A 24,199-nucleotide genomic window follows, 5' to 3' on the forward strand; every position below is an offset into this window, starting at 1 on the left:
CATGTCAACCAGCAAGCAACTCCTGACCTCGGTTCAGGTGGCGCGCTTCGTGGCGCAGGGATTTCTGCGCTTGGACGGAGTGGTGCCGGATGAGATCAATGAACGGGCCGTCGCAACCTTGACCGAGGGCATACCAGATGTGCCCTACGGCACTCCGCTGGGCAAGGCGTTCGCGCAGAGCAACTTTGTCCACGAGCTGCTCGCTCTGCCGGTCATCGCCGGCGCCGTGGAGAGCCTGGTCGGCCCTGAGCCGACCGTGGATCACCATGCGGTGCATGTGCGTGAGCCGCACGAGGGACAGGCACAGCCGCTCCACGGAGACGCGATCATCGACGTGCGGCCGGACGCGTTCGACATCCAGCTCATGTACTACCCCCACGAGGTGACCGCCGAGATGGGCGGCACGCTCAGCGTGCCCGGAAGCCATCTGCGAAGGATCAACGAGACGGACGTCGGCCGCGTGCAGAACCTCAGGGGACAGACACGGCTGACCTGCCCGGCAGGCACGGTCGTCCTCGTCCACCACGGCATCTGGCACAGTGGTCGCCGCAACGACACCGCGCGCCGTCGCCACATGTACAAACTCCGTCTCAATCCGACCGTGCCACAGGTGCGCCTGTGGGACACCTCCGACCTGCACGACCCGGCCGTTACCGCGGAACTCAACACGTATTTCCCCTGGTACGAGCAGGCCACCGCTCGGCTGGAGATCTACAACCGGGTCCTCTTGTGGCGAGCCCTGACCGGCGACCACTCGTTCGACATCGATTACTGGGTCACGCGCGTCAGCAACCGGCCGACCTTGGGGAGCCACTCATGAGACAGCACGTTCTGGTCCTCTATCTCGCGACGTCGGCGCTCGACTCCCACGTCGTGGGCTGGTCCCGATACGACGGGACCGGCCGAACTCGTCCGACAACCGGCGACAGCGACGAGCCGCCCTACCCCACCGGGCTTGCCGCCCTGCACGACGGGTGGCGTCTGTTCCAGGCCTCCCAACTGCTGCCGCCGCAGTCCGGCCACGAGTACGACGTCTCCTTTCTCAAGCACGAGTTCTTCTTCGAGAAGCTGGAGGAAGGCTCCCGCCCTTGACCCGGTACGGCAACCGCGCCCGAGCGGCCCGGCCGGAAGCGTCCAGCCACGGGTGAACGGTAACTCGTGGCTGGACACGTCCAGGGTGCCCGGCGGAGTTCAGCGGTTGAACGTCAGGCGCGGTGCCGCGTTGCGGGCCAGTGCGTGGGCCTGGTCGGGCGACCAGGTGCCGGCGGGCGGGTCGACGATGCCGTACTCGGGGTCGATCGTACCGGCGGTGTTGCGCGTGCAGCGGCCGTCGGACTCACCGGGGAGCTTTATCCACAGGTAGGCGTCGACGAGCGGGACGCGGGTACATGGATGGATGTGAATCAGTAGCCGTAGATCATCTTGTAGGCGACCTCGGGGAGGAACTGTCCGGCCGAGGAGCCGCCTCCGACGCCGCAGTTGCCGTCGGACTCGCCCGGGGCCTTGATCCACAAGAGCATCTCGGCGCCTCCACCCTGCTGGGTGGGGGTGCCGATACGGCGGCCTGAGGGGTTGCACCACTGGCCGTTGGAGCCGTTGCCATTGCGGCTGGTGTCCACGACGAACGGCTTGGTGTAGCCGTAGCGGGCGTTGAGTTCACTGTTGACGGCGTTGCCGTAGGCGGTGTTCTCGGCCGTGGTGAAGTAGTTGGAGACGTTGAGGGAGAAGCCGTGGGCCTGGCGGAGGCCGGCTTCGTGGAGGCGCCGGGCCATGGTCGCCGCGTCCGCCCAACCGGGGTTGCCGGCGTCGAGGTAGACCCAGGTGTTGGGGGCCTGGCGGCTGAACTGGGTGAGGGCGCCGGTGAGCATGCCCTCACGTTCATCGATCTGAGCCTGGGTCATGCAACCGTAGTCCCCGAGGGAGTCCGGTTCGAGGATGACGACGGCCGGGCGGTTGGCGATCCCGCCGGCGAACTGGGCGATCCAGGTCGCGTAGGCGGACGGCGAAGCGGCTCCGCCCGCGGAGTGCCCACCGCAGTAGTCGCGGTTGTAGACGTTGTAGGCGACGAGGATGGGCAGTTTGTCCCTGGAGTCCGCGGCGCCCGCGTACGCGCCGGTGGCGGTGCCGATGGTGCCGCTCCAGGAGCCGAACCAGCGGGCCATCGGGGTATCGGCGAGGGAGGCGTTGATCGCGGGCGCCCGGCCGTCGCCGGGGTTGGCGGCGACCCACCTCTTCGCGCTGGAGTCGGGGTCCACGTAGAACCCGCTGGTCATGGTGGTCGGGTCGGCCGCGTGGGCGGACGGTGCGACAGCGAGCGCAAGCGGCAGCGTGAAGAGCGCTGCCACCAGGACGCGGAGTCTGCGGCGCATGACTGTACCTCGGTTTCCTGACAGGGATGCGTCGCACGCTCTGGTCCCGAGCGTGCGACCTGCTGAGGAAGTGCGGTGGTACGGCGTCCCGTCGGCGCGGCGACTCTCCGGCAGGGACGACATCTCCGAAGGTCGGCAGAGAGCATCACTGGGAGCGCTCCCATTGGGAGCGGTCCCAACAGCGCCGTGGCCTTTGGGGTGTGGTCGGTATCGTGTTGCGGGCTGGTCAAGCTGTCAAGGGTCGACGTAACAACCCGCCCTTCACATGGCGAGGACGAAGCTTTACAGTCCACAACTGGAAGCGCTCCCAGCCCTCTCCGGTCCCTGAAGCTCCGTACCTGTCCTGTCTCGCCCACCGGGCGGTGGCGGCGGCATGGGCCGGGGTGAGACGCTTCCCGTCCGGCCGAGCGGGAAGGGCTCATGGCTCATGGCAGAAGATGCGCCGCGTCGGCAGCCGACGCTCGACGAGGTGACCGAACTCGCCGGCGTCTCCCGCTCCGTGGCCTCCCGCGCCCTCAACAACGCACCGCACGTCAGCCGCGCCAAACGCGAGGCGGTCGAGCGGGCCGTCCGGCAACTCGGTTACGTACCCAATCCGACCGCCCGCGCTCTGGCCACCCGCCAGACAGGAGCGGCCGCCCTGGTCGTCTCGGGAGAGGATCCGTCGATCTTCGCGGATCCGTTCTTCGCCCAGGTGATCGTGGGGGCGTCGGCCGCTCTGGAGGAGGCCGACCTGCATCTGATGCTGTGCCTGGCCGCTTCCGACCGGGGTCGCAAGCGGGTGGAGGAACTCCTTCGCTCCAAGGGCGCCGACGGCGTCATGCTGATGGCGCTGCGTGAGAACGATCCACTGGCCCGTATGGCCGAGGAGGCGGTGATGCCCGTCGTGTTCGGTGGACGCCCGGTCGGATCGGCTCCCCGGTGGTACGTGGACGTCGACAACGTCGGTGGAGCGCGCGAGGCGACCGAGTACCTGGTCTCGCGGGGCCGGACGCGCGTAGCCGCGATCTGCGGGCGTCTGGACACCGAGGCCGGGCGCGCCCGGTACCGCGGCTACCGGGACGCCATGCTGGCCGCCGGCCTCGATCCGTTCCCGCCGCAGGAGGGGGACTTCACCGAGCCCAGCGGGGCCGCCGCCATGGCCGCACTCCTGGCGAACCGCCCCGACCTGGACGGGGTGTTCGCCGCCAACGACAACATGGGTGCGGGAGCGCTGCGCACGTTGCGCGAGGCCGGCCGACTGGTCCCCGCCGATGTCGCAGTGGTCGGCTTCGACGACCTGGCCGTCGCCCAGATCGCCGATCCGCCGCTCACCACCGTCCGTCAGCCCATTGCGGCTTTGGGACGGGAGATGGCACGCATGCTCGTCGCGCTCGTCAACGGACAGGACCCCACCCCGCTGATCCTGCCTACCCGCCTGGTCACCCGCTTCAGCGCCTGACGGCTGTGACCCCTACTGCTGAGGGGCCAGACCGCGTTGGCGCAGCCACTTCAGCTGCACCGCGGTGTTCCGGCCGAAGCCGCCGCCGTGGTCGGCGAAGGGCCAGACGGTCATGGTCCGGTCCACACCCGCGTAGTGGTTGAAGGCGGCGTAGACGGTGGAGGGCGGGCAGATCGGGTCCATGAGGCCGACGCTGAACAGTGCCGGGGCCGTCGCCCGACGGGCGAATTGGACACCGTCGAAGTAGTCGAGTGTGGCGAAAGTCGTCTCGACGCGGTGCGGACTGTGCCAGCGCAGATATCTGGTGAGTTCCAGGTACGGGCCCTCCCCGCTGATCCGCGCCGCCTGGCGGAAGTGGCACAGAAACGGGAGGTCCGGAACGACTGCCGCCACCCGGTCCGGGGCGAGTCCGGCGACCGCGAGGGCCAGGCCGCCACCCTGGCTGCCGCCCGCGACAACGACCCGCCCGGCATCCAGTCCGGGCAGTTCGACGATCGCGTCCAGGGCGCGTACACAGTCCGTCATGAGGCGGCGGTAGTAGTAGTTGTCAGGTGAGTCGACGCCGCGGGTCATGAAGCCTTCGGCCCATTGCGTTCCGTCGCCCTCGCCGTGGTCCGGGGTGTCGTGGCCCTGTCCGCGGCTGTCGACGACGAGCTGGGCGTAACCGGCCGCGGACCACAGCAGGTGGTCGGTGGGCAGCCCGCGGCCGCCGGAGTACCCGATGTAGGTGACGACGACCGGCAGCGGCGCCTCGGCGCCGCGCGGGCGCAGCAGCCAGGCGGCCACGGGTTCGCCGTTCCAGCCGGGGAAGCGTACGTCGTCGACCTCGACCGTGCTCAGCAGGTGCCGGTCGGTGACCCGCTCAGCCTTCACCGCTCCGCCTCGGGCGCGGGCTTCTGCCAGGGTCCGCTGCCAGAAGGCATCGAAGTCCTCCGGCGCGGACACCTCCGGCCGGTAGGCGAGGAGTTCGTCAGGATTTTGATCAGACAGAGCCATGGTGGTCCTTGTGACGAGGGGCAGGAAGGGAAGCAGCGTGGCGGCCTCGGGCGCGGGAAGCCGACTCGACGCCGGAGACGGCGCCGGGGTGCAACGGGCAGGCGAGGCAGGACGCAGGGTTGATCGAAGGTGTCAGAATGGCGGTTGCAGCAGTCGAGGGGATGGGGAAAGGCGACCGTGCCGGACAACCGATCGGGAAGACCTTCGGCGGACGAACACAGGGAGCGTGGCGCGGGACCCGCATCGGTGACGATTGCGTACATCGCCGAGTCCGCGGGCGTCTCGATTCCCACCGTGTCGAAAGTGCTCAACGGTCGTTCCGGAGTGTCCGACGAGACCCGGGCCCGGGTCGAGCAGCTGATCCATGAGTACGGCTACCGCAAGCCTCCCCAGAGCCGGAGCAATCTGGTGGAGCTGGTGTTCCGCGAGCTGGAGCACCTGTGGTCCGTGGAGATCATCCGCGGAGTCGAGCGCGTGGCCCGCAGGAACGGGGTCGGGTTGCTGGTGTCGGAGTTCGGGCTTCTGGACGCGGACGGAAGGTCCATCGGCGACACGGTGGGGCGGCGACCGCAGGCCGTACTGTCGGTGGCCCAGCTCCTCGAGACGGAGCGGGAGCAACTGACCGCCAAGGGCATCCCCTTCGTTGTGTTCGACCCGATCGACGAGTTGCCCGACGGAGTGCCGTTCGTGGGAGCGACGAACTGGAGAGGTGGTCAGGCGGCGACCCGGCATCTGATCGAATTGGGGCACCGGCGCATCGCCATGATCAGCGGGCCGGACCACGACTTCTGCCGCGCTCGGCTCTCCGGTTACGTCTCCGCCTTGGCGGAGGCGGGCCTGCCGACGGACCCCGGTCTGGTGGTGAAGACGCAGCTCTCGCGTGAACACGGGTACGTGGCGGCGCGGGAGCTGCTGTCCCGCCCCGAACGTCCCACCGCCGTGTTCACCGCCAACGACATGCAGGCGCTCGGTGTCTATCAGGCCGCGCGGGAGCTGGGCCTGGGTATCCCGCATGACCTGAGCGTGGTGGGTTTCGACGACGTGCCGGCCGTGGCCTGGATGGATCCGCCCCTGACCACTGTCCATCAGCCGCTGGCCGAGATGGCGACGGCCGCCACCGAGCTGGCCCTCGCGCTCGGCCGGGGTGAGGCGGTGCCCCAGGTGGGGCTGGAGATCGTGACCACCCTCACCGTCCGGGAGAGCACGGCTGTGCCGAAGGAGGAGTGAGCCCGCGGGGAACGGACCGCTGTGCCCTGGCCGCCCGGGGGAGCGGGCGGCCGGGGAGCGAGGCCGGTCAGGAGGCCGTGCCGGTGACCGAGGATCCGGACTTGGTGACGTGGTAGGTGACGGTGGCTCCGCTGTAGAAGTGGAAGGTCAGCGTCACCGGCTCGGTGTCGCGGAGCGCGTTCAGGAATTCGGGGGTCAGGATGATCTCGCCGCCCGGGTAGTCCGGTGAGTAGGCCTTGTTGAACTCCTGGTAAGGAGTCCAGCTGGTCTGGCCGGCGTTGGTGCCGTCGGCGTACGTGGCGTGCATGGTCGCCAGTACGTCACCCCGGTACTGCGTGGGGATGGTGAACGAGCTCGTCGTCCCGGTGGCGTCCGTCAGGACCGGCGTGTCGTGGCTGACCACGTCGATCTGCCACGGCAGCCCGCGGGAGAACCGGGCTCGGAGCGTGGCGTTGACCCCGTAGGCACGATCGCCGGCGAGCCGGGTCAGGGCCTTGGCCGTGAGGGTGAGCCGGTTTCCGGAGACGGTGTAGTCGCGTCCCGCGACCAGCTTGGTGCGGCCGTGCCACAGGCCGCGGAAGCTGGTTCCGTTCCGGTTCAGGGTGAGCGACTGGGCGGTGATGGGGCTGGACTTCGGCAGGAAGATCTTGTCGAAGGAGGTGGTTCCCGAGCGGGTGGTCCAGCTGGACTTGATCCAGGCGAACAGGGCGGGGTCCCGCCATTGCAGGGTCTCGCGGTTCAGGTAGGCGAAGGGGTCCCACAGCGCCGTGGTGACGCCGGCGACTCGCGCCTTGTATCCGAGGTGTTCGAAGTACTTCAGCGCCTCGCCGCGCTCGACGCGGTCCGGATGGTTGTGGTCCGGCCAGCTGAGCAGGCCGTACTCGCCGAGGTAGACGGGGATGCCCTTGGCGACGAACGTGTCGTGCATGCGGGCGAAGGCGTCGTCGAGGTCCTTCTGGGCGTTGTCGTCGTAATGGGTGCCGCCCGCGATGTTCACGCTGAACGGGTACCAGCTGTAGTAGTGCACGGTGGCGACGAGGTTGCTGTCGTCCAGCGCGTCGATGGTGGCGGACAGATCGTCCATGAGGGTCTGGGAGGGCGTGCAGCCCACCGTGGGCAGGACCAGCAGACGGTTTGCGTTGCCGCCGCCGGAGGAGCGGACGATGGAGTGGAAGGAGGTGTTGAGCTCGTTGAGGAGCTGGGTCTTCCGCGCGTCCGTGGCGTTGTCGAAGACCGGTTCGTTGACGCTCTCGAAGAGCAGGGCGCGCGGCGCGTCCCGGAATCTCTCGGCTATCTGGCTCCACAGGGCGTTGAAGCGGGCGAGTACCTCGTCATGGTCGGTGGACATCTTCGAAATCCACTGCCATGAGTCGTGGTGGATGTTGATCACGACGTACAGGCCCTCGGCGAGCGCCCAGTCGACAACCTGCTCGACGCGGTTCATGTACGCGGCGTCGATGGTGTAGGGGGCGGTGGCCGAGTGGTGGTCGGTCCAGGTCACCGGGATGCGGACGCTGCGGAAGCCCTGCGCGCGGACGGTGGCGAGCAGCTTTCTGGTGGTCAGCGGGTTGCCCCAGGACGTCTCGTCGGGAATGGCGTCCAGGGTGTTGCCCAGGTTCCAGCTGGGCTGCATCGCCGCGACGGCGTCCATGGCGGAAGCCGGGACCCTGACCGCCGACGATGACGCTTCCCTTGTGCCGTCGGGCGCGGCCAGTGCCGTGCCGCCGGTCAGCCCCAGCATGACGACCAGGGTCAGCAGCAGGGCCGCCAGGCGTCCCGGGCCCCGACTTCGGCGGTGTGCGGGGAGCCGTATGTCCTTCATATGTCGTCCTTCTCGGTCGGTCGGGCCTTGATGCGCACTGCTGTCATGACGGCTCTTTGGGCGGAGAGGGTTGGCTAGCACTGCTCTGGCGGATGGTCAGAGTCGGCTGCAGAAGGACCCGTTCGTCCGTCGGCGGCTCGCCCCGCTGTGCGGCGGTCAGCCGCCGGATCATCTGGCCGACCGCCACGCGGCCCAGTTCCTGTCCGGGGCCGGACACGGTGGTGAGGGCGGGTGTGTGCTGCTCGGCAAGCTGCTCCGGGCAGAGGGCGACCACCGAGGCGTCCTCGGGAACGGACCGTCCAGCGGCCTTCAGCAGGCCGAGCAGCGGGCCGATCGCCGCCTCGTTCTGCACCACGAAGCCCGTGGTGCCGGGTCGGTCGGCGAGGATCCGGGTCAGGGTCCAGGCGGTGGATTCGTACGTGCCCTCGCAGGGCCGGTGCAGGAAGCGCACTCGCCGCTGCTCCGCCCGTTCGCGGAAGCCGGCCAGGGTTCGTTCGGCGTATCCGGCATGCCGCTCGTAGACGCCGGAGCCGTAGCCGATGAAGCCCACGTCCCGATGGCCGAGGTCCGCCAGATGGTCCGCGCACAGGGCGCCCGCGGCGGTGAAGTCGTGGTCGACGCAGGACAGTTGGTGCGGGTCGTCCGGTAGGCCGATCAGCACGGTCTGTGTGCCCCGGGCGCGCAGCGCGGGGATGCGAGGGTCGCCCAGTTGGACGTCCATGAGGATCACGCCGTCGGCCAGCCCGCTCGCCGCGACGCGCCGCACTCCCTCGGGGCCCTCCTCGTCGGTGACCAGCAGGACGTCGTACCCGTGCCGCCGTGCCTCGGTCGTGACCGAGATGGCGATCTCCATCATGACCGGGACGTACATGTCCGTCCGCAGCGGCATCACCAGCGCGATGATGCGGGAGCGGCGGCCGGCCAGCGTCCTGGCTCCGGCGTTGGGGTGGAAGCCGAGTTCCGCCACGGAGCGCAGGACACGGCCGCGGGTCGTCTCGGAGATCTGGTGGGAGCCGTTCAGGACGTAGCTGACCGTGCTGGACGAGACACCCGCGTGTTTCGCCACGTCGGCGATGGTCACCATGATGGTGTGCCGGCGTCCTTGAACCCGGGATCGATGCCTGTCTTCTGCTGTCCGCCATCGCGGTTCAACTCGTGCGTCATGGTCGGGCCCCTTCCCCTGGAGCTGTCGAAGCGCTTCACTTGGCACGGGAAGTTAGCGGGCTTGTTTCGTGCGAAACAAGAGCCCAGATGGAAAGAAAGTTTCTCTGCCTGGTCCATTGACAGCCCGTGCGAGCACTGGCAGCGTCGATGCGCTTCGACAAACTCACGCTCAAGCCGTCATTCATATCCGCCTGCAGAGGGATCTGATTCGTGGCCACTCCGTTCCCTTCCGCTGCCGTCCGGCTGCCGTTCCGTGATCCGGCCCCGCGACGCCGACACCGGCTGCTACCTCGGTCTCAAGGACGACGCCTCGCTCGTCGTGGACCGGACGGTGCTCAAGAGCTGGTTCATCAACGAAACTTTCCAGCCCGGCGTAGCGAGGACGGCCGGCGCCGTCCGCCCGGGACTCCCATCGGGCGGACAACGGCTCTGACGCGAACGACGGTGCTCACCGTGGTGACCGCCCTGTGGGTGGCGCTCCTGGCCGGATTGGGTGCCGCCGCGACGGCACGGGCGGCCACCGTGGATCCGAACGCGTGGTACGTGCTGGTCAACCGCAACAGCGGCAAGGCCGTCGAGGTGGAGAACGCCTCCACCGCTGACGGCGCCAAGGTCATGCAGTTCACCGACGGGGGCGGGGCCAACCAGCAGTGGCAACTGGTCCCCACGACGGGAGTGCTGGCGCAGGCGCACACCGCCGGGCGGGTGAAGGACGCCGGGAACACGGTGCAGTACAGCTGGCCCGGCGTGTACTTCGAGGGCACCGTCAGGGGTACCGGCGTGGGCATCGTGCTCAACGACTCGGCCGCCGACTACGACGTCCAGGTCGACGGAGCCACCGTCGCCACGCTCGTCACGCCCGGCCGGACCACGCACTGGATCAACGGTCTACAGGACCGCGTGCACACCGTCCGGCTCGTCAAGCGCAACGACAGCCCAGGGGACACCAGCACGTTCGGAGGCTTCGTCGCCGCGCCGGGCGGTGCCGTGCTGAGCAAACCGGCGGCCCGCAACCGCCAGATCGAGTTCATCGGGGATTCCCTCACGGTGGGCTACGGCAACCTCTCGACCTCGCGCGACTGCACCTGGGACCGGGTCAGGCGGACCACCAACGCCGACGTGAGCTACGGCGCCCTGACCGCCCGGCAACTGAACGCCGACTACCAGATCAACGGCTATTCGGGCCTCGGCATGGTGCGCAACTACAACGGAGGCTCTCCGGACGTCACCTACCGGACCTTCTACGACCGTGCCCTGCTCAACGTGTCCGGCGACGTCTGGCAGAACCCGGGCACCTGGCGCCCTCAGCTCGTGGTGGTCAACCTGGGCACCAACGACTTCTCGACCGCCATCAACCCCGGTGAGCCGTGGACGCCCGACAGCCTGGCGGCCGCCTACCGCACCGCCTACGGCGACTTCCTCCAGAAGCTGCGGACGCGCTACGGGGCCACGACCACCATCGTGGCGGTCGGCACCGGTCAGTTCGCCGGCCATGTCCAGCAGGTGGTCAAGGCACGCAACGACGCCGGTGACAGCCGGGTACGCTACTGGTCCCTCGACGACTCGGGGCTGGACTTCCTGGGCTGCGACTGGCACTACTCGGCGCACGACGACCGACTCATCTCCGACCGGCTCACGTCGTTCATCGCCGGTCTGCCGATCGGCTGGTGACGGCACCGACCACCCAAGAGCACCACAGACCCGACTACGGGACCTCCCACTCCGGAAGCGGTGCGGCTGGACCCGACGGTCGGGATCGCCACCCCCGGCCACCGTGCTCGGGCCGCCATGAGCTTCTTCATGGCGGCCCTTGCATCGGTGTCGTAGCACGGCGTTTTCGTGGCGCTGGACGAGGAGTCCGGCCCCCTTCGAGGCGTTCCGCCCGTAGAAGCACCGCGGGAACGCAAGCCCCCGGACTCGCCTCGCCGCCGGTCTTCACCGCCGCCAGTACGACCTGGTGATGGCCGGTTCCGTGCTCGCCGTCCTGCCGACCGTCGCGGTGTTCGTCCTGCGGCCCCCATACAGACAGAAGTGGAGAAACGCGTGTACGAGCCTGCCGAGCGGGTCCTTTTCGGCGCCGCTTACTACCACGAGTACCAGCCGCACGACCGGCTCCAGGAGGACCTGGACCTGATGGCCGAGGCCCGGTTCTCGGTGATCCGGGTCGGGGAGTCGGTGTGGTCGACCTGGGAACCGGAGAACGGCCGGTTCGCGCTGGAGTGGCTGCGCCCGGTGCTGGACGGCGCGCACGAGCGTGGGATAGGGGTGATCATCGGCACTCCCACCTACGCGGTTCCGCCGTGGCTGGCCAGGCAGTATCCCGAGATCGCGGGGGAGCGGCGCACCGGGGAGCGGATCGCGTGGGGCCACCGGCAGGAGGTCGACTTCACCCACCCGGCCTTCCGCTTCCACGCCGAGCGAGTCATCCGCAAGATCGTGGAGCACTACGCCGACCACCCCGCGGTCGTCGGCTTCCAGGTCGACAACGAGCCGGGCGTGGCGCTTCTGCACAACCACGGGGTCTTCCAGAGGTTCGTCGACGACCTGCGCCACCGCTACCAGGATGTCGAAACGCTCAACCGGGAGTGGGGCCTGGTCTACTGGTCGCACCGGCTCAGCGACTGGGCTGACCTGTGGCGCCCCGACGGCAACGCGCAGCCGCAGTACGACCTGGCGTGGCGGCGCTTCCAGGCCCGCCAGACCACCGAATTCATCGCCTGGCAGGCCGACCTCGTACGGGAATACGCCAGGCCGGGGCAGTTCGTCACCACGTGCATCTCCTACGACCGGGTGGCGGCCGAGGACGCCGAACTGACGAAGGCGCTGGATGTCACCGCCGGGAACCCGTACTACGCCATGCAGGACGGTCTGGCGCTTCCGGACCGGGACACCGCCCCCCAGGGGTGGGCGAGCCGCGGGACCTGGGCCCTGTACCAGAGCGCCGATCGGATGTACGCCTCCCGGCAGGAGCCGTTCCTGGTCACCGAGACCGACGCCCAGGCCATCGGCGGCCCGGAGATGAACTACCCGGCCTACGACGGCCAGTGGCGCCAGGCGGCGTGGGCACTGATCTCCCGCGGCGCGTCCATGATCGAGTACTGGCACTGGCACACCCTGCACTTCGGCACCGAGACCTTCTGGGGCGGGATCCTCCCGCACAGCGGCCGCCCTGGCCGCAGCTACCGGGAACTGGCCCGGCTGGGGGAGGAGCTGGAGACGGCGGGCGGTCTTGTCGCGGGACTGCGCCCGGACGCCGACGCGGCCTTCCTCTTCGACCACCCCAGTATGTGGGCGCTACAGCACCAGCCGCCGCTTTCCACCCCCGACGGCGGTCCCGACACCGGCTCCTACGGGCGCCTGTTCGGCGCCTTCTACCGCGGCGCCTTCGACGCGGGGCTGCAGGCACGCATCGTCCACCCGGGCCAGCTGGACACCGCCGACCTGCCGCCGCTGCTGGTCGCGTCCGGCTACTACATCGCCGAGGACCAGGTCCTGGACCGGCTGCTGGCGTACGCGCAAGCGGGCGGCCATCTCCTGCTCGGTCCGCGCACCGGCTACGCCGACCACGAGGCCAGGGCGCGTACCGACGTCCAGCCCGCACGCCTGGCCGCGGCGGCAGGCGTCGCTTACGAGGAGTTCTCCAACCTGGCGTCGGCGCTGCCGGTCACCGGTACGGATGCGATGCCGCTGCCGTCGGCCGCGCGCGCGACGGCCTGGGCCGACGCGTTGTCCCCCGCCGAGGCCGAGGTACTGGCCGCTTACGAGCACCCGCACTTCGCCCGGTGGCCCGCTGTGACCACCCACCGTTACGGAGCCGGGCGGATCACCTGCGTGGGCACCGTCCCGGACCAGACCCTGGCCCGCGCGCTGTTCCAGTGGGCCGCCACCGGCACGGACCCGTGGCGCCCCGGCCACCCGTCGATCACCTCCACCGGGGCCACCGCCAGGGACGGCAGCCGGCTGCGCTTCGTGCACAACTGGTCATGGGACCAGACCGCCTTCCCGCTGCCGAGCCCGGTCCGCGATGTCCTCACCGGCCGGCGGTACGCGGCCGGCGACACCTTGTCTCTGGGCCCGTGGGACGTGCGGGTGTGCGTCGAGGAAGCCGTGCCGTCGGCCGAACCGGGCGCCGACGCGAGCGAGTAGCCAAAGTGGTCGGGCCCCGGCCACGACCGGGGCCCTGCCCTTGCCGGGACGGCATCGGCCTGGGCCATCAGCATGGCTCATCTGCCGGTGGTCCCGCCGCCGGCCGCCCGCTTCGGCCTCCGGTCCGGGAGCAACCGCACCCCCGGACCGACGAATGGCTGGTCCAAGGCGAAATCGCCTAGGTGAGGGCCGCTTGCCAGGAGGTGCCGTTGCTGGTGGCATCGCTTTGCAGGCGGTCGCGAGCGGCGGTGTCGCCGTACAGGCTCCAGCGGAACCAGTCCAGGAAGGTGTTCTTCGTCTGGGCGTAGTACCGGTAGTCCGGGACCAGGTACTGGCCGTGGTCCGCCCCGACGTGAGTGAGGAACGCCTTCGGCGCGCGGAGTTCGTTGTACGCCTGCCGCGCCGAGTTGATGTCGCAGGTCCCGTCGTTGCTGCCGTGGATGAACAGCACCTTGGCGGCCAGGCCTGCCGGGTTGCCCATGTCCACGCAGGCGACCGGGACGGCGGCGACGATGCGGTTGTCCGGCCAGGCGGTGAGCAGGCCGTGGGTGGTCATACCGCCCATCGAGTGGCCGGATACCCCGACTCCGGCTCGGGTGTCGATGTGCCCGGCGAACGGGTCGCCCGCGGTGTTGTTCAGCGCCAGTGTCCGGGTGAGGACCTCGGAGACGTCCTTCGACCAGTTGCCGTTGTAGACGCTGCCGATGTTGGTGTTGTCGGAGAACGAGGGAGCGGGGCAGATGAAGCCCGCGGAAGCCAGGTCGTGGGTCTGCGAGGAATAGCAGTCGGAGTTGCACCCCATGCCGTGGCTCCATTCGGCGATGGGGAAGACGCCGCCTGCGATGGGGGCGTTCGGGATGGGGTTGCCGCCCGGGGTGCCGGCGGCCGGGTAGTAGATCTTCGTGGTCAGTTGGCGGTTGCCGCGGGACCAGTTGAACTGGCGCACACCGATGGCGAACTGCGCGGTGGGCGCCTGCCGCGGTGAGGACATCCGGGGTGCCAGCAGGGTGCCGGCGGCCGCGCTGCTGCCGAGCAGGGACATGCCAACGCCCGTCGCCGCTGCCGCGCCGAGGCCCAGTAAGGTACGCCGTCGCACTGACATTGATGACTCCTTGTTGGTGTGGGGGTGAGGCGGGCCGCACAGACGCGGTGCATCAGCGTGGTGGGTCCCGCGGTGTTGTTTTCATGGGGCCGGGCCGTCAGCTCGGTCCCCGGCCCCATGAAAGAGGGGCCGGGACGCTCATTGCCGGTGCGGATCAGTTCTCCGTGGCTGATGTCCTTGGTCCAGGCGCCGGAAGGGAAGCCCACGTTGTTGGCACGGGCGAAGGGATTGGATTCGCCGGCCGCGAGTGGCTGCCACTGGCCGTTGAGGCCGCCCCATTTGTTCGCGGTCGTCATGAAGACGTGCCACTTGCCGTTCGCGTACACCACTGACGGCTCCTTGAACGGGGGTCCGCGATGCGGGGGTGCCTCCGGAAGCGATGGTGGCTCCGGAAGGGGAGGCGAACAGCGCCATCGCCAGCCTTAGCAGCAGAGTTACGGCAGCGCGAACGTATCGCGAGCGCGGTCGGCGTCCTGGATGCATGAAAGCTCCATGGGGTCGGCCGGAGGCCCGTCACACAAATGTCGCGTGTGTCCTCGGAAACCAGCATGGCGGCAACGCGTGGGGGGCCTTACCGGTACGGATGGCGCGGGTGCTGTCGTGGGCGATCTGCGGGGGGTACTCGATATTCAGGCGTGGACGAAATATCGCGCGGTCGGCGAGGCGTGGCCGGCCGGGAAGACGCGCCTGTTGGTCGTCATGACATGACCTTCCGACGGCATGTACGGGCGGGGAGCGCAAAAACGGGGGGCGGCAAGTGGCGCCGATACATCCCATGACCTCTCTAGGGGTCCCATGGGACCTTGGAGCCTGTCAAGAGGCTTGACGTCGAATGATGCAGGGGGTTGCCGTGCCATTCGGGACGAAATCCTGCGGTGTGGCGGCGGTAGAGGAGGTCAAACATCACATCACGTTGACGAGCACGCCCTGCGGGAGCAACTCCGGTCGGCGGTTTCGTCGCGATTGCTACGCGAGTCCGGTGCGCGGTATTGACACTCTTCAGCGCTGCTCTACCATCCATCGTTGTCCGATAGTTCGGCCTTAGTTCGAGATGTCGAACACCTTGATTTCCACAGGAGAGGGGCGGCCTGTCGACCAACCCCACCTTTCTGCGGTTCCGCCAGGGAGACGCGGTCCTGGAATCGTTGCCGCTGTCGCCCGTCGGGGACGGCCGCGGGACGGCGCCGGCTCCCGCCGCCGGCGCCGTCGACGTGAGTTCATCGCTGCCGTACGAGCGATTTCGACTCGGTGGATGCCTGACCCTGCGCGTCCAGGACGTAGAGGTGATAGTCACCGACCGCTGGCGGAACCTTGATGGTCGTCGCGGTTCCCCTCGCCTTGGTCATGGTGGGGCCGACGGCGAACGTCGTCGTACCGGAAGGAGCCAGCCAGAGAGTTCTGCTCCCGTCACCGGCGCTTCGGACGGGAATGGACGACACACCCTTGCCGACGAACGTGCTGGCCGGCAGAACGTAGTCCGGCAGGGCCAGTCTGCCCCGGGGGACGATGTCCTTGTAGGTGTTCTCCAGGCCTGCGTTCACGGCGATGCTGTACGCCTGTGACGGCCACACGTTGTCCGCGTACGCGCGCACGTCCTCGATGGTGCTGTTCGGGACGTTCTTGTCGGCGATCTTGTTGATCGTGCCGTAGGTGTTGGTGATGCTCAGGTCGTGCTGTCGGCCCCACGTGCCGGAGTTGATGGCGTAGTTGACATTCGGGTCCAGGTGGAGCACGTTGTCGCGGTAATTGATGTAGGCGGAGCCTTCATCGGGGTGGAGTCCGTACTTGTGGCCGGCCGGAACGCCCTGGATATAGTTGTTGTCGATCTCGGTTCCCGGCTGGCTGCCCAACGTGTAGATGGGAGCGGAGTCGCCGAGCACCTGCATCGTGTCGATGATCTGGTTGTGGCTGATGGTGTTGTTCTTCGCCGTGGTGGTCGGCACGCCGGGGCGGACCGAGTTCGCCGAACCGTCGAAGTTCCACCATCCCCAGCCGAGTGTGATGCCCGCCCAGGGGGTCTTCTCGATCTGGTTGTGCCGCACGGACAGGGAATCGGCGAAGTAGGCCGATACGGCGCTGGACCCCTGGAACAGCACCGCACTGTCGTAGAGGTAGTTGTCCGTTATCGAGATGTTCTTGCAGACTCCCTCGACGTTTGCCGGGTACTTCTCGCCGTTTGACGAGGTGTGGTCCCCGATGTACACATGCTGGGGATGCCCGACGGTGACGGCGGATCCGGCGATGTCATTGGTGTAGTTGCCGATCAACTGCGTGTCCGTCACGTCGTTGACCATGTTGATTCCGTCAGCGCCGGTGTGCTGCACCGTGTTGCGCCGCAGGATGATCCCGTCGGCGTTCTCGATCTGTATGATCCCCGGCGGCAGGTCGACGTTGCGGTAGGAGTAGGCGTGGAAGTTCTCCTTCGCGTACACGAGTGAGCTCGCGTTTCCCTGCTGGCCCTGTCTGAACACGGAGCCCGCCACTTCGACCAGGTTCCAGTCGGAGTGCTCGACGGTGAGTCCGGAGAAGGTGATGTTCCGAACGTGGTCGGTCGTGGACGTTCCCGCGATCCTGATCAGGGTGGACAGCTTGTTCGGCGCGAAGACCTGTGCGGTCGTCATGTCCTCGGGGTCGGACTTGTAGTAGTACAGCCGGTGATTCGTCTTGTCGAAGTAGAACTCGCCCGGCTGGTCCAGGAACTCGTACGCGTTCATGAAGGTGTGGGTACCGTCGGCTTTGAAATGCCCGTTCGGCGGGCCCTGGGCGATGGCCGCGCCCGGCTGCTGGAAGAGAGCCACGCGATGGGCGCCGTCCGAGCTCGTGGTGATCTCACGGACTCCCACGATGGCCGTGGTCCAGGTCGTCGCGGACTTGATTTCGACGTCGTCCTGGTTGAGGGCGACCGCAGGCAGATCCGCGAGGCTGTACTTGGCTCCGTCGCACTGCGAACCGGACTCCCAGGCCCAGGGAGCCTGGCCGGCCGTGATGGTGTAGGTACCGTGGCATCCCGCCGAGCTGATCGTCTTCGAAGCCATCTGGGCCCGCTTGCCGTTGACGTAGAGCGCGCGGAGCTTGTCGTCGCGGTTCAGCCGAGCCTGCCAGATGTTCCCGCTGTGCCGAGTCCAGCCGGTCACCTGAACGCCTCCGTTCAGGACCGGCTTCTCGCCCCGGTAGGCGGCGTACACGACACGGTGGCCGTTGGTTCCGGAATCGGCCGGTGTGAAGTCGATCGTGCTGCTCACCGGGTAGTTTCCGCCGCGGAGATATACGTGGATGTCTCCGTTCATGTTGTTGTTGACGGTGCGCACGACGTCCCGCGCGTGCCGCAGGGTCTTGAACGGCGCCGTGATCGTGCCGGGGTTGGCGTCGTCACCGTCGGGGGCGACGTAGTACGTCGCCTGAGTCGCGGCCGAGGCCGGGGTCGGTGCCGTGAGGGATGTCAGCGGCACAGCGGCGACCGTCATCGCAAGCGCTGCCGACAACGTGCGGACGGTGGAGGTGACTGGCTTCATCGGCTGCTCCTCGTGCTGGTTCGGGCGGTGGGGCAGGCGTTCATGCGGCGGCTCCCTGGGCCGGGGTGTCGAACGGTGTGCGGTAGCTCGGGGCGTTGGTGCGCAGCTGGAGGCGGAGGGTGAGCCGAATACGGGTGGACGCGGGCAGCCGGACCGTCAGGAAGACGCTGTCGCAGGACTCCTCCGTCTCGGTGGCGGCCGGCTCGGTGTGGCCGTAGTCGTACATGTCCCCGATCCAGCCGTCGTCCTCGCAGGCTGTGTAACGGACGGCGGTGATGGTGTGCTCGGCGAAGGCGCCGGCCTGAACGATCACCGTGCGGTCTGCCTCGGCGGAAAGGTTCACCAGTTCGACCGTCGTCGCCTCGGGGTCGATGGAGGTGACCAGCGCGGCCACATCCGGCGGCAGTCCGGCGCGGCGGGCGTCGGCGTCGTGGTAGCGCAGCCGGGCCTGCTGGAGGCCGCCGTTGTACAGCACCTGGGGCCCGCCCCAGGTCAGCTGGACGAGGGCTTCGGTGACCACGGGGTTGCTCTGCTGCCACACGTGGATGTCGGCCTCGGGCACGTCCAGGTCGCGGTAGCGGTCGATGCGGCGCAGCCGGTGGCGGACCTGGGCCTGGGCGGCGGCGAGGATGCGCTCGGGATAGCCGGGGTCGTCACCGGCGAGGAAGGCGAACCACGCCTTCTCGTGTCCGGACTCCTCCTTGGCCCGGAACGGCCGGACGGTGCGCCAGTCGAGGCCGTCGGCTTCGCGCAACCGCTCCAGCCGGGTGCGGTCGGCGGCGGAGGCCGTGTGGTGCCACAGCGCCACCGGTACGGGCGGGGTGACCGGGTTGTAGTCGAACCAGCCCGAGTCGTTGTGGCGGAACGGAAGGTGGAGGGTGGGCGTGTGGATGTCCGGGCCGAGTTCGGCCACCCACTTGGAGGGGAGACTGGAGTCCGAGTCGGTGAAGGGCATCACCCTGCCGTGGCCGATGAGGGTGTCGAGTGAGGTCGCGACCATGGCGAGGTAGCCGTCGTCCCTGGTGACCGTCGCCGCCGCGAGCGCTGCCACACAGGCCGCGTGGCCCACGCTGTGCCAGCCGTGCGGCCAGGACCAGCCGTAGTGGCCGCCGTACCAGCGGCCTTCCAGCAGGCTGCCGACGACCCCGTCCGGCCCCGCGTTGTCCGGAATGAGACCGTTGTGTGCCTGGGTGCGCTCTCGCCACGCCCCCACGTACTCGACGATCCAGTCGCGGTAGCGGTCCTCGCCAGAGAGGATCCAGGCGTTGAGCACCAGACCGGCCGCCGCGAGGTTGACGGCGGTGTCGCCGACGCCCATCCGGTCGCGCATCCGGGCTCCGAGCCGAGGGTCCGAGGAGAGCGGGTACGGGCCGCCGTCCGCCTCGGGGATCCAGTCGAGCGGGAATCCGTACGTCTGCGCTTCCTTGGGCAGCCAGGGATAGACGTCGCCGTCGAACAGGCCCCTGCGGTCGGGGTCGCTGCCGTTGTGCGGATGGGTGATGACACGGTGCTCGGGGTCGTAGTTGCCCTTGACGGGGTCGACGTACAAATCGGCGAAGCGCAGGGCGCGTTCGGACCAGCGGTCGGGGGCGGCCATGCACAGGAAGTAGAGCAGGAGCAGGCTCTCGCCCTGGTGGAACCAGTCGTAGCCGCGTTCGAACTCGTCGCGCAGCATGTCCAGTTCGGTGAGCTGCCGGGTCACGCCTTCCCAGTGCTTCTCACTGGCCGGCAGCAGATCGTCGGCACCACCGAGGAGATACAGCTGGGGCCAGTTGAAGAACACCTCGTAGAAGTCGTCCACACCGTCACGGGTGGTCAGTCGGCCGGTGTAGTTCAGCCGTCCGTCCGGGCCGGTGAAGTCGCGGGCGAAGCGCCGCCAGGCGTGGTCCAGCAGGTCGAACAGGGCCCGCTGGGCCACGGCCCAGCCAGGTGGTTCGAGCAGCGGCAGCCCTGCCCGGATCTCGGGTGGCGGAACCGGGGGGCCGGAGGGCGGGGCGTCCTCGGCCGAGGAGTGGTCAGCAGAGCTGAGGGGCATGGAAGGAGCTCCGTTCGGGGTGGCGGCGCGATCGCGCACGCCGGGGACGACGGCCGGGCGGACGAGGCAGGTGTCATTCCTTGGTGGCGCCGGCGAGCATCCCGCCGACCAGGAAGCGCTGGGCGAAGAGGAAGACGATCAGCACGGGCGTGATGGCCAGCAGTGTCGCCAGCGCCAGCTGCGGACGCTGGATCGCGAGGGTGCCGACGGCCGGATTGAAGGACGGCACGTTGCTGAGCAGGGTTCCGACGCCCACCTGGACCGGCATCTGGCTGCTCTCGGGAAGCATGACGTACGGCAGGAAGTAGTTGGTCCAGTTGGCGACGAAGCTGAAGAAACCAACGAGCGCGATGACCGGAGTCGCCAGCGGCAGCGCGACGTGCCGGAAGACGCCGAATTCCGAGCAGCCGTCCATGCGTGCCGCTGCCAGCAGGTCCTTCGGCACGGCGGTGGTGAAGTAGATGTACGTCAGGTACACCCCGAACGGGTAGAACGAGTACGGCAGGATGATCGACCACATCGTGCCGATCAGGTGCACCGCATTGATCTCCAGGAACAACGGCACCACCAGCGTGGCGTTCGGCATGAGCATCACGACCAGGGTCGAGACCAGCAGGGTCCGTCGGCCGCGGAACTCGGTCATGGCCAGCGCGTAGCCCGCCGGTACGGCCACACAGAGCGTGATGACCAGGGAAATCGCCGCGTAGAGAGCGGAGTTGCCCAGCCACTGCATGATGGCGTTGTCCTGGAACGCCGTGAGCGCGTCCCAGTTGGCCTTCAGCGCCTGCCAGGAGCCGAAGGAGAGCGGGTTGTCGTGGACCAGTTGCTGGTCGGTCTTGGTCGCCGCGAGGACGAGCCACAGCACCGGCAGCACGAAGAACACCACGAACACGGCCAGCACGGAGCCGGTCAGCAGCCGGGAGGGGCTTTTAGTCGGCATCGAAGAATCCCGACCGTGCGACGAAGATCGCGGCGGCAGAGGCGCTGACGACCAGGAGCTCCACCGAGACCGCGGCGGCGCCGTTGATGTTGTTCATCTGGAAGGCGAAGTCGAACGTCAGCTGGTTGAGCGAGTAGTCGCGTCCGGCCACACCCACGCTGGCGAGGGAGAGCAACTGCGGCTCGACGAAGAGCTGCGCCCCGCCCGCGAAGGCCAGGATCATCATGTACACGATCCACTTGCGGAGCATGGGGATCTGCACGTGCCAGGCGGTCTGCCAGGCGCCGGCGCCGTCGATGCGCGCCGCTTCCATGACGTCCTTGGGGATGTTGTTGAGCGCGCCGTACATGACGACGATCCAGCCGCCCGCGCCGGTCCAGAACGCGATGACCGTGAACAGCAACGGCAGGTTGCCGGGAGCGATGACTTCTCCGAAGGTGTGGAACCCCAGCATGCTCAGGAGCGAACTGACCGGGCTCACCGTGGGGTCGAGCACGAACAGCCACACCAGCACGCTCGCGGCGCCGGCGAGCGCTCCGGGGATGTAGAAGAGGAAGCGCAGTGCCTTGCTGACGGTCCCGGAGGCCAGGCGGTGCAGCAGCAGCGCCAGACCCACCACGAACACCACCAGCGAGGCAAGCCAGAAGATGAGGTAGACCGCGACGTGGTTCACGGCGTCCAGGAAGCGGAAGTCGTGCGCCGTGGTGACGAAGTTGGAGAAGCCGGTAAACCTTCCCCCGGCTTCGGTGAAGGCGAAGTAGACGGCGTACCCGGTCGGAAGGATGCCGAAGGCGATCAGCAGGAGCACATAGCCGGCGACGAAGGCGGTGCCGGCCCGGCTCTGGCGGGCGGCGCCGCGACGGCGCCGGTGGGCGGGGCCGGCCGTGGAGTGGGCGAGGGTCACTGGGCGACCTTGTATCCGTTGGCCTTGGCGTACTTGACGACGGAGTCCTGCCAGGCGGGCAGCATCGACTCGACGGTCTTGCCCTGGGTCAGGGCGGGTTTGACGGTGGCCGCCCAGATCGCCTCCTGGCTGAACTGGCCCGAGCCCCAGCCCGGCCAGACCTGGGAGGCCGCGTCCTTGAGCGCGCTCAGGTCGCCGGCGAAGTATCCGGAGGCGTCCTGCTCCTTCAGCCAGGTCTCGGCTGCGGGTGCGTAGGCCGGGAAACCAGGCGCCTTCTCGCCCTGGTAGGCGTTGTCGGTGGTGACCCACTTCAGGAAGTCGGTGGCGGCCTTGATGTGAGCGGAGTGCCGGGACAGCAGCCAGGTGCCGCCGCCGACGTTGCCGGTGGACGGCGAGGTGTCCCCCTGCCACTGGGGAATGGGCGCTGCCGCGATGTGCTTGGCCGGGGTCTTGAGGGTGTCCTTGAACACCGCGCCGCCGAACCAGGCGGGGCCGGGCATGAGCAGGACCTTGTCGGCCTTGTTCTTGCCGAAGTCGGTGCTGAAGACCCCACTGATGGACAGGGACTTGTTCTTGATCAGCACGTCCATGAGCCTGGCCATCTTGGTACAGGCCTCGCTGGTGGTGTTCACCGAAACCGACTTCGGGCCGGTGATGTGGTTGGCGCCGCACTTGCTCGCCCACAGGTAGATCTCGGGGGCGAAGGAGTCGCCCGCGTCACCCACGAGATAGCCGGGGTGTTCCTCTGCCACCTTCTTGCCGAGCTGCTCGTACTCCTCCCAAGTCGTCGGAACCTGGTAGCCGAACCTCTTCAGCAGTGGCGCGTTGTACCAGAGCACCGCCTGGGAGAGGTCATTGCGCAGGCAATACACGGTGCCGCTCACCGTGCAGACGTCGTTGGCGCCCTCGGCGAACCGCCCCAGGGTCGCAGGGGGGATCAGGCCCTTGTTGAGCGGCGCCGCGAAGCCCGCGTCGACTGCCCAGGTCACCTCGTTGTTCTGAGAGCTGAAGACCACGTCCGGCCAGCCCTTGCGGGTGCGGTTGAAGAGCTGGACCTTGGTCTGAAGGTAGTTCGAGCCGTTGGCGTTGCCGTCGTAGGTGACGATGTCCAGCTTCACGTCCGGGTGCAGCTTCTGGTACAGCTTCGCGGAGTCCAGACGGGTCGCGTCCACCCAGACGGTCAATGCGCCGTCCTTCTGGGGTACCTGGGCGAAGCCGTCCTTGGTGGTCGTACCGGCAGCGCCTCCGCCGCCACAGCCGGCCGCGGTCAGCACCACGGTGGCCGCGCAGCCGGCCAACCATGCCGAACGTCTGTTGCTGACCACCCTTACCTGGCTGAGCGAAGGCTTGTTGACGGTCATATGCGACTCTCCTGGGTTAGCAGGCGGCCCGAGCAGATCGGCAGAGCAGCGGCGCGGATGAGGTGACGCCGGACCGTCCCGGCCGGGCGTCGGGTAGCGCGGACGGCTGTGCCGCTGCCGTCTCGGAAGAAATTAGCCGCCTTATCGAGGCATCCGTCAAGGGTGTGTGTGGCTGTCTTCTCGATGATTTATGGATGATGGCGCAAAGTTGAGGCCGAACTATGCCCAACAGATTCATGAATCTTCCGAATTGCCATAGAAGTCTATGGCGTGGAGTCATCTCCGAATGAGTACGACTCATTGTTGCCTGCGGTACGATGAGCGCGGCTCCACAGCGATCAGCGGCCCTCGTCGCAGTCACCCCGGAGGCACGACAGATGAACGACACGCCCGCAGCCGAAGCGGCCTTGCCTGCGCAGGTCTCTTACGCCGAGGCGGCAGCGGTGAACGGCTCGGGCCAGCGGCGTGACTATCGCCCCGGTTACGAAGTCGTCGCGGAGCGGATCCTCGAGTTCATCGCCGAGGCCCGTCTGGTGGCGGGCGATCGGCTGCCCACAGAGAACGATCTGGCCCAGATGCTGAATACCAGCAGGGCGGTGGTGCGTGAGGCTGTGAAGATCCTTTCGGCGCTTGGCCGGGTCCGGGCGCACAAGGGGCGCGGACTGTTCGTCGCGGACGACGAGGGCATGCTCCTCACCAGCCGTTGGGGCGGCTTTTTCCGCCCCGTCGACCTTGATCACGTCCTCATGCTGTTCGAGTTCCGGAGGATTCAGGAGATGGCTGCCAGCAGTCTGGCCGCCACCCGTGCCACGCCCGCCGAGCTGCGTACCATCGAAGCCGCCACGCAGCAGTGCCGAGACGGGTTCGTCCACGGTCAGGTCGATGTGTTCAACCAGGCGGATGAGGACTTCCACGCGGGCGTCGCCGCGGCCTCGCACAACACCTTCCTCGTCAGCGCCGTGCGGGACGCACGGCGACTACAGCGGCAGTCGAGCGCGATCGGGATCCACGACAGGCTCGGCGAGGGCACCGAGTCGGCGGTCGAGGAGCATGAGGCGATCTACCGAGCCATTCGTGACGGCCGGCCCGACGAGGCGGCCCAGGCCACGGCGGCACATCTCGACAGGACGCTCGAGGATTACCGGCGGGAGATCCAGCGGCGCCTGTTCGGATAGCGTTC

General features: G+C 68.2%; 19 protein-coding genes and 1 pseudogene. 8 read left to right on the forward strand and 12 right to left on the reverse strand.

All coding sequences use genetic code 11. The features are described from left to right. Position 1: 1 nt before the first annotated feature. Positions 2-820, forward strand: coding sequence for a phytanoyl-CoA dioxygenase family protein (locus ACH4S9_RS16060; RefSeq protein WP_361188736.1), 819 nt, complete (start codon positions 2-4; stop codon positions 818-820). Further along, complete coding sequence (locus ACH4S9_RS16065; protein WP_358844274.1) at positions 817-1,092, forward strand: hypothetical protein; 276 nt, start codon at positions 817-819, stop codon at positions 1,090-1,092. Before ACH4S9_RS16060 ends, ACH4S9_RS16065 begins: the two co-directional genes overlap by 4 nt. A 99-nt stretch (positions 1,093-1,191) precedes the next feature. Here ACH4S9_RS16065 and ACH4S9_RS16070 read toward each other — a convergent pair whose 3' ends face one another. Together ACH4S9_RS16070 and ACH4S9_RS16075 are read right to left on the reverse strand one after the other, a co-directional pair. Then, a complete protein-coding gene (locus tag ACH4S9_RS16070) occupies positions 1,192-1,512 on the reverse strand; it encodes a glycoside hydrolase family 6 protein (RefSeq protein ID WP_394816881.1) in 321 nt (106 codons plus the stop codon). Beyond that, entirely contained in the window at positions 1,404-2,369 is a 966-nt protein-coding gene (locus ACH4S9_RS16075) for a glycoside hydrolase family 6 protein (RefSeq protein WP_398372326.1), read from the reverse strand. Before ACH4S9_RS16075 ends, ACH4S9_RS16070 begins: the two co-directional genes overlap by 109 nt. A gap of 427 nt (positions 2,370-2,796) precedes the next feature. Here ACH4S9_RS16075 and ACH4S9_RS16080 point away from each other — a divergent pair, with 427 nt between their 5' ends. Further along, a complete protein-coding gene (locus ACH4S9_RS16080) occupies positions 2,797-3,810 on the forward strand; it encodes a LacI family DNA-binding transcriptional regulator (protein ID WP_361188729.1) in 1,014 nt (337 codons plus the stop codon). Between the two features lie 12 nt (positions 3,811-3,822). Here the strand turns inward: ACH4S9_RS16080 and ACH4S9_RS16085 are convergent, their stop codons facing one another. Further along, on the reverse strand, positions 3,823-4,806 hold the full coding sequence (locus tag ACH4S9_RS16085; protein WP_398372328.1) for an acetylxylan esterase: 984 nt from the start codon (positions 4,804-4,806) through the stop codon (positions 3,823-3,825). A gap of 246 nt (positions 4,807-5,052) precedes the next feature. Between ACH4S9_RS16085 and ACH4S9_RS16090 the strand changes: the two genes are divergently transcribed. Next, positions 5,053-6,033 (forward strand): LacI family DNA-binding transcriptional regulator, encoded by a 981-nt coding sequence (locus tag ACH4S9_RS16090; RefSeq protein ID WP_398372330.1) that lies wholly within the window; start codon positions 5,053-5,055, stop codon positions 6,031-6,033. 67 nt (positions 6,034-6,100) lie between these two features. Here ACH4S9_RS16090 and ACH4S9_RS16095 read toward each other — a convergent pair whose 3' ends face one another. Further along, positions 6,101-7,855 (reverse strand): cellulase family glycosylhydrolase, encoded by a 1,755-nt coding sequence (locus tag ACH4S9_RS16095; protein ID WP_398372332.1) that lies wholly within the window; start codon positions 7,853-7,855, stop codon positions 6,101-6,103. 43 nt (positions 7,856-7,898) lie between these two features. Next, positions 7,899-8,939: a LacI family DNA-binding transcriptional regulator gene (locus tag ACH4S9_RS16100; RefSeq protein ID WP_398372334.1), complete on the reverse strand. Its 1,041-nt coding sequence runs from the start codon at positions 8,937-8,939 to the stop codon at positions 7,899-7,901. A 333-nt stretch (positions 8,940-9,272) separates the two neighbouring features. Here ACH4S9_RS16100 and ACH4S9_RS16105 point away from each other — a divergent pair, with 333 nt between their 5' ends. The 3 genes from ACH4S9_RS16105 to ACH4S9_RS16115 all read left to right on the forward strand — a co-directional run bounded on the left by ACH4S9_RS16105 (position 9,273) and on the right by ACH4S9_RS16115 (position 13,165). Further along, complete coding sequence (locus ACH4S9_RS16105) at positions 9,273-9,452, forward strand: hypothetical protein (RefSeq protein WP_311730134.1); 180 nt, start codon at positions 9,273-9,275, stop codon at positions 9,450-9,452. Between the two features lie 20 nt (positions 9,453-9,472). Further along, positions 9,473-10,690, forward strand: coding sequence for an RICIN domain-containing protein (locus tag ACH4S9_RS16110; RefSeq protein ID WP_398372337.1), 1,218 nt, complete (start codon positions 9,473-9,475; stop codon positions 10,688-10,690). 372 nt (positions 10,691-11,062) lie between these two features. Next, positions 11,063-13,165: a beta-galactosidase gene (locus tag ACH4S9_RS16115; RefSeq protein WP_398372339.1), complete on the forward strand. Its 2,103-nt coding sequence runs from the start codon at positions 11,063-11,065 to the stop codon at positions 13,163-13,165. A 178-nt stretch (positions 13,166-13,343) separates the two neighbouring features. Here ACH4S9_RS16115 and ACH4S9_RS16120 read toward each other — a convergent pair whose 3' ends face one another. The 7 genes and pseudogenes from ACH4S9_RS16120 to ACH4S9_RS16150 form a co-directional block, all read right to left on the reverse strand. Next, complete coding sequence (locus ACH4S9_RS16120; RefSeq protein WP_385339876.1) at positions 13,344-14,267, reverse strand: alpha/beta hydrolase family protein; 924 nt, start codon at positions 14,265-14,267, stop codon at positions 13,344-13,346. Positions 14,268-14,401: 134 nt separating this feature from the next. Beyond that, positions 14,402-14,542 (reverse strand): annotated as a pseudogene (locus ACH4S9_RS16125) (non-reducing end alpha-L-arabinofuranosidase family hydrolase); the annotation flags it as partial. 942 nt (positions 14,543-15,484) lie between these two features. Next, the gene (locus ACH4S9_RS16130; protein WP_398372342.1) at positions 15,485-17,779 is read right to left on the reverse strand and encodes a right-handed parallel beta-helix repeat-containing protein; all 2,295 of its coding nucleotides are present in this window, start codon (positions 17,777-17,779) and stop codon (positions 15,485-15,487) included. A gap of 40 nt (positions 17,780-17,819) precedes the next feature. Beyond that, the gene (locus tag ACH4S9_RS16135; RefSeq protein WP_398372344.1) at positions 17,820-19,814 is read right to left on the reverse strand and encodes a hypothetical protein; all 1,995 of its coding nucleotides are present in this window, start codon (positions 19,812-19,814) and stop codon (positions 17,820-17,822) included. 73 nt (positions 19,815-19,887) lie between these two features. Next, a complete protein-coding gene (locus tag ACH4S9_RS16140; RefSeq protein WP_385339870.1) occupies positions 19,888-20,754 on the reverse strand; it encodes a carbohydrate ABC transporter permease in 867 nt (288 codons plus the stop codon). After that, on the reverse strand, positions 20,744-21,658 hold the full coding sequence (locus ACH4S9_RS16145; protein WP_398372347.1) for a carbohydrate ABC transporter permease: 915 nt from the start codon (positions 21,656-21,658) through the stop codon (positions 20,744-20,746). Before ACH4S9_RS16145 ends, ACH4S9_RS16140 begins: the two co-directional genes overlap by 11 nt. Continuing rightward, positions 21,655-23,019, reverse strand: coding sequence for an ABC transporter substrate-binding protein (locus ACH4S9_RS16150; protein WP_398372349.1), 1,365 nt, complete (start codon positions 23,017-23,019; stop codon positions 21,655-21,657). The genes ACH4S9_RS16145 and ACH4S9_RS16150 overlap by 4 nt, the downstream gene beginning before the upstream one ends. A 377-nt stretch (positions 23,020-23,396) precedes the next feature. On the opposite strand from ACH4S9_RS16150, the gene ACH4S9_RS16155 reads away from it, so the two are divergent. Continuing rightward, a complete protein-coding gene (locus tag ACH4S9_RS16155) occupies positions 23,397-24,194 on the forward strand; it encodes an FCD domain-containing protein (RefSeq protein ID WP_361188701.1) in 798 nt (265 codons plus the stop codon). Positions 24,195-24,199: the final 5 nt, after the last annotated feature.

This window comes from Streptomyces sp. NPDC021225 (genome assembly GCF_044332865.1).
In the GTDB taxonomy this organism is placed as follows: domain Bacteria; phylum Actinomycetota; class Actinomycetes; order Streptomycetales; family Streptomycetaceae; genus Streptomyces.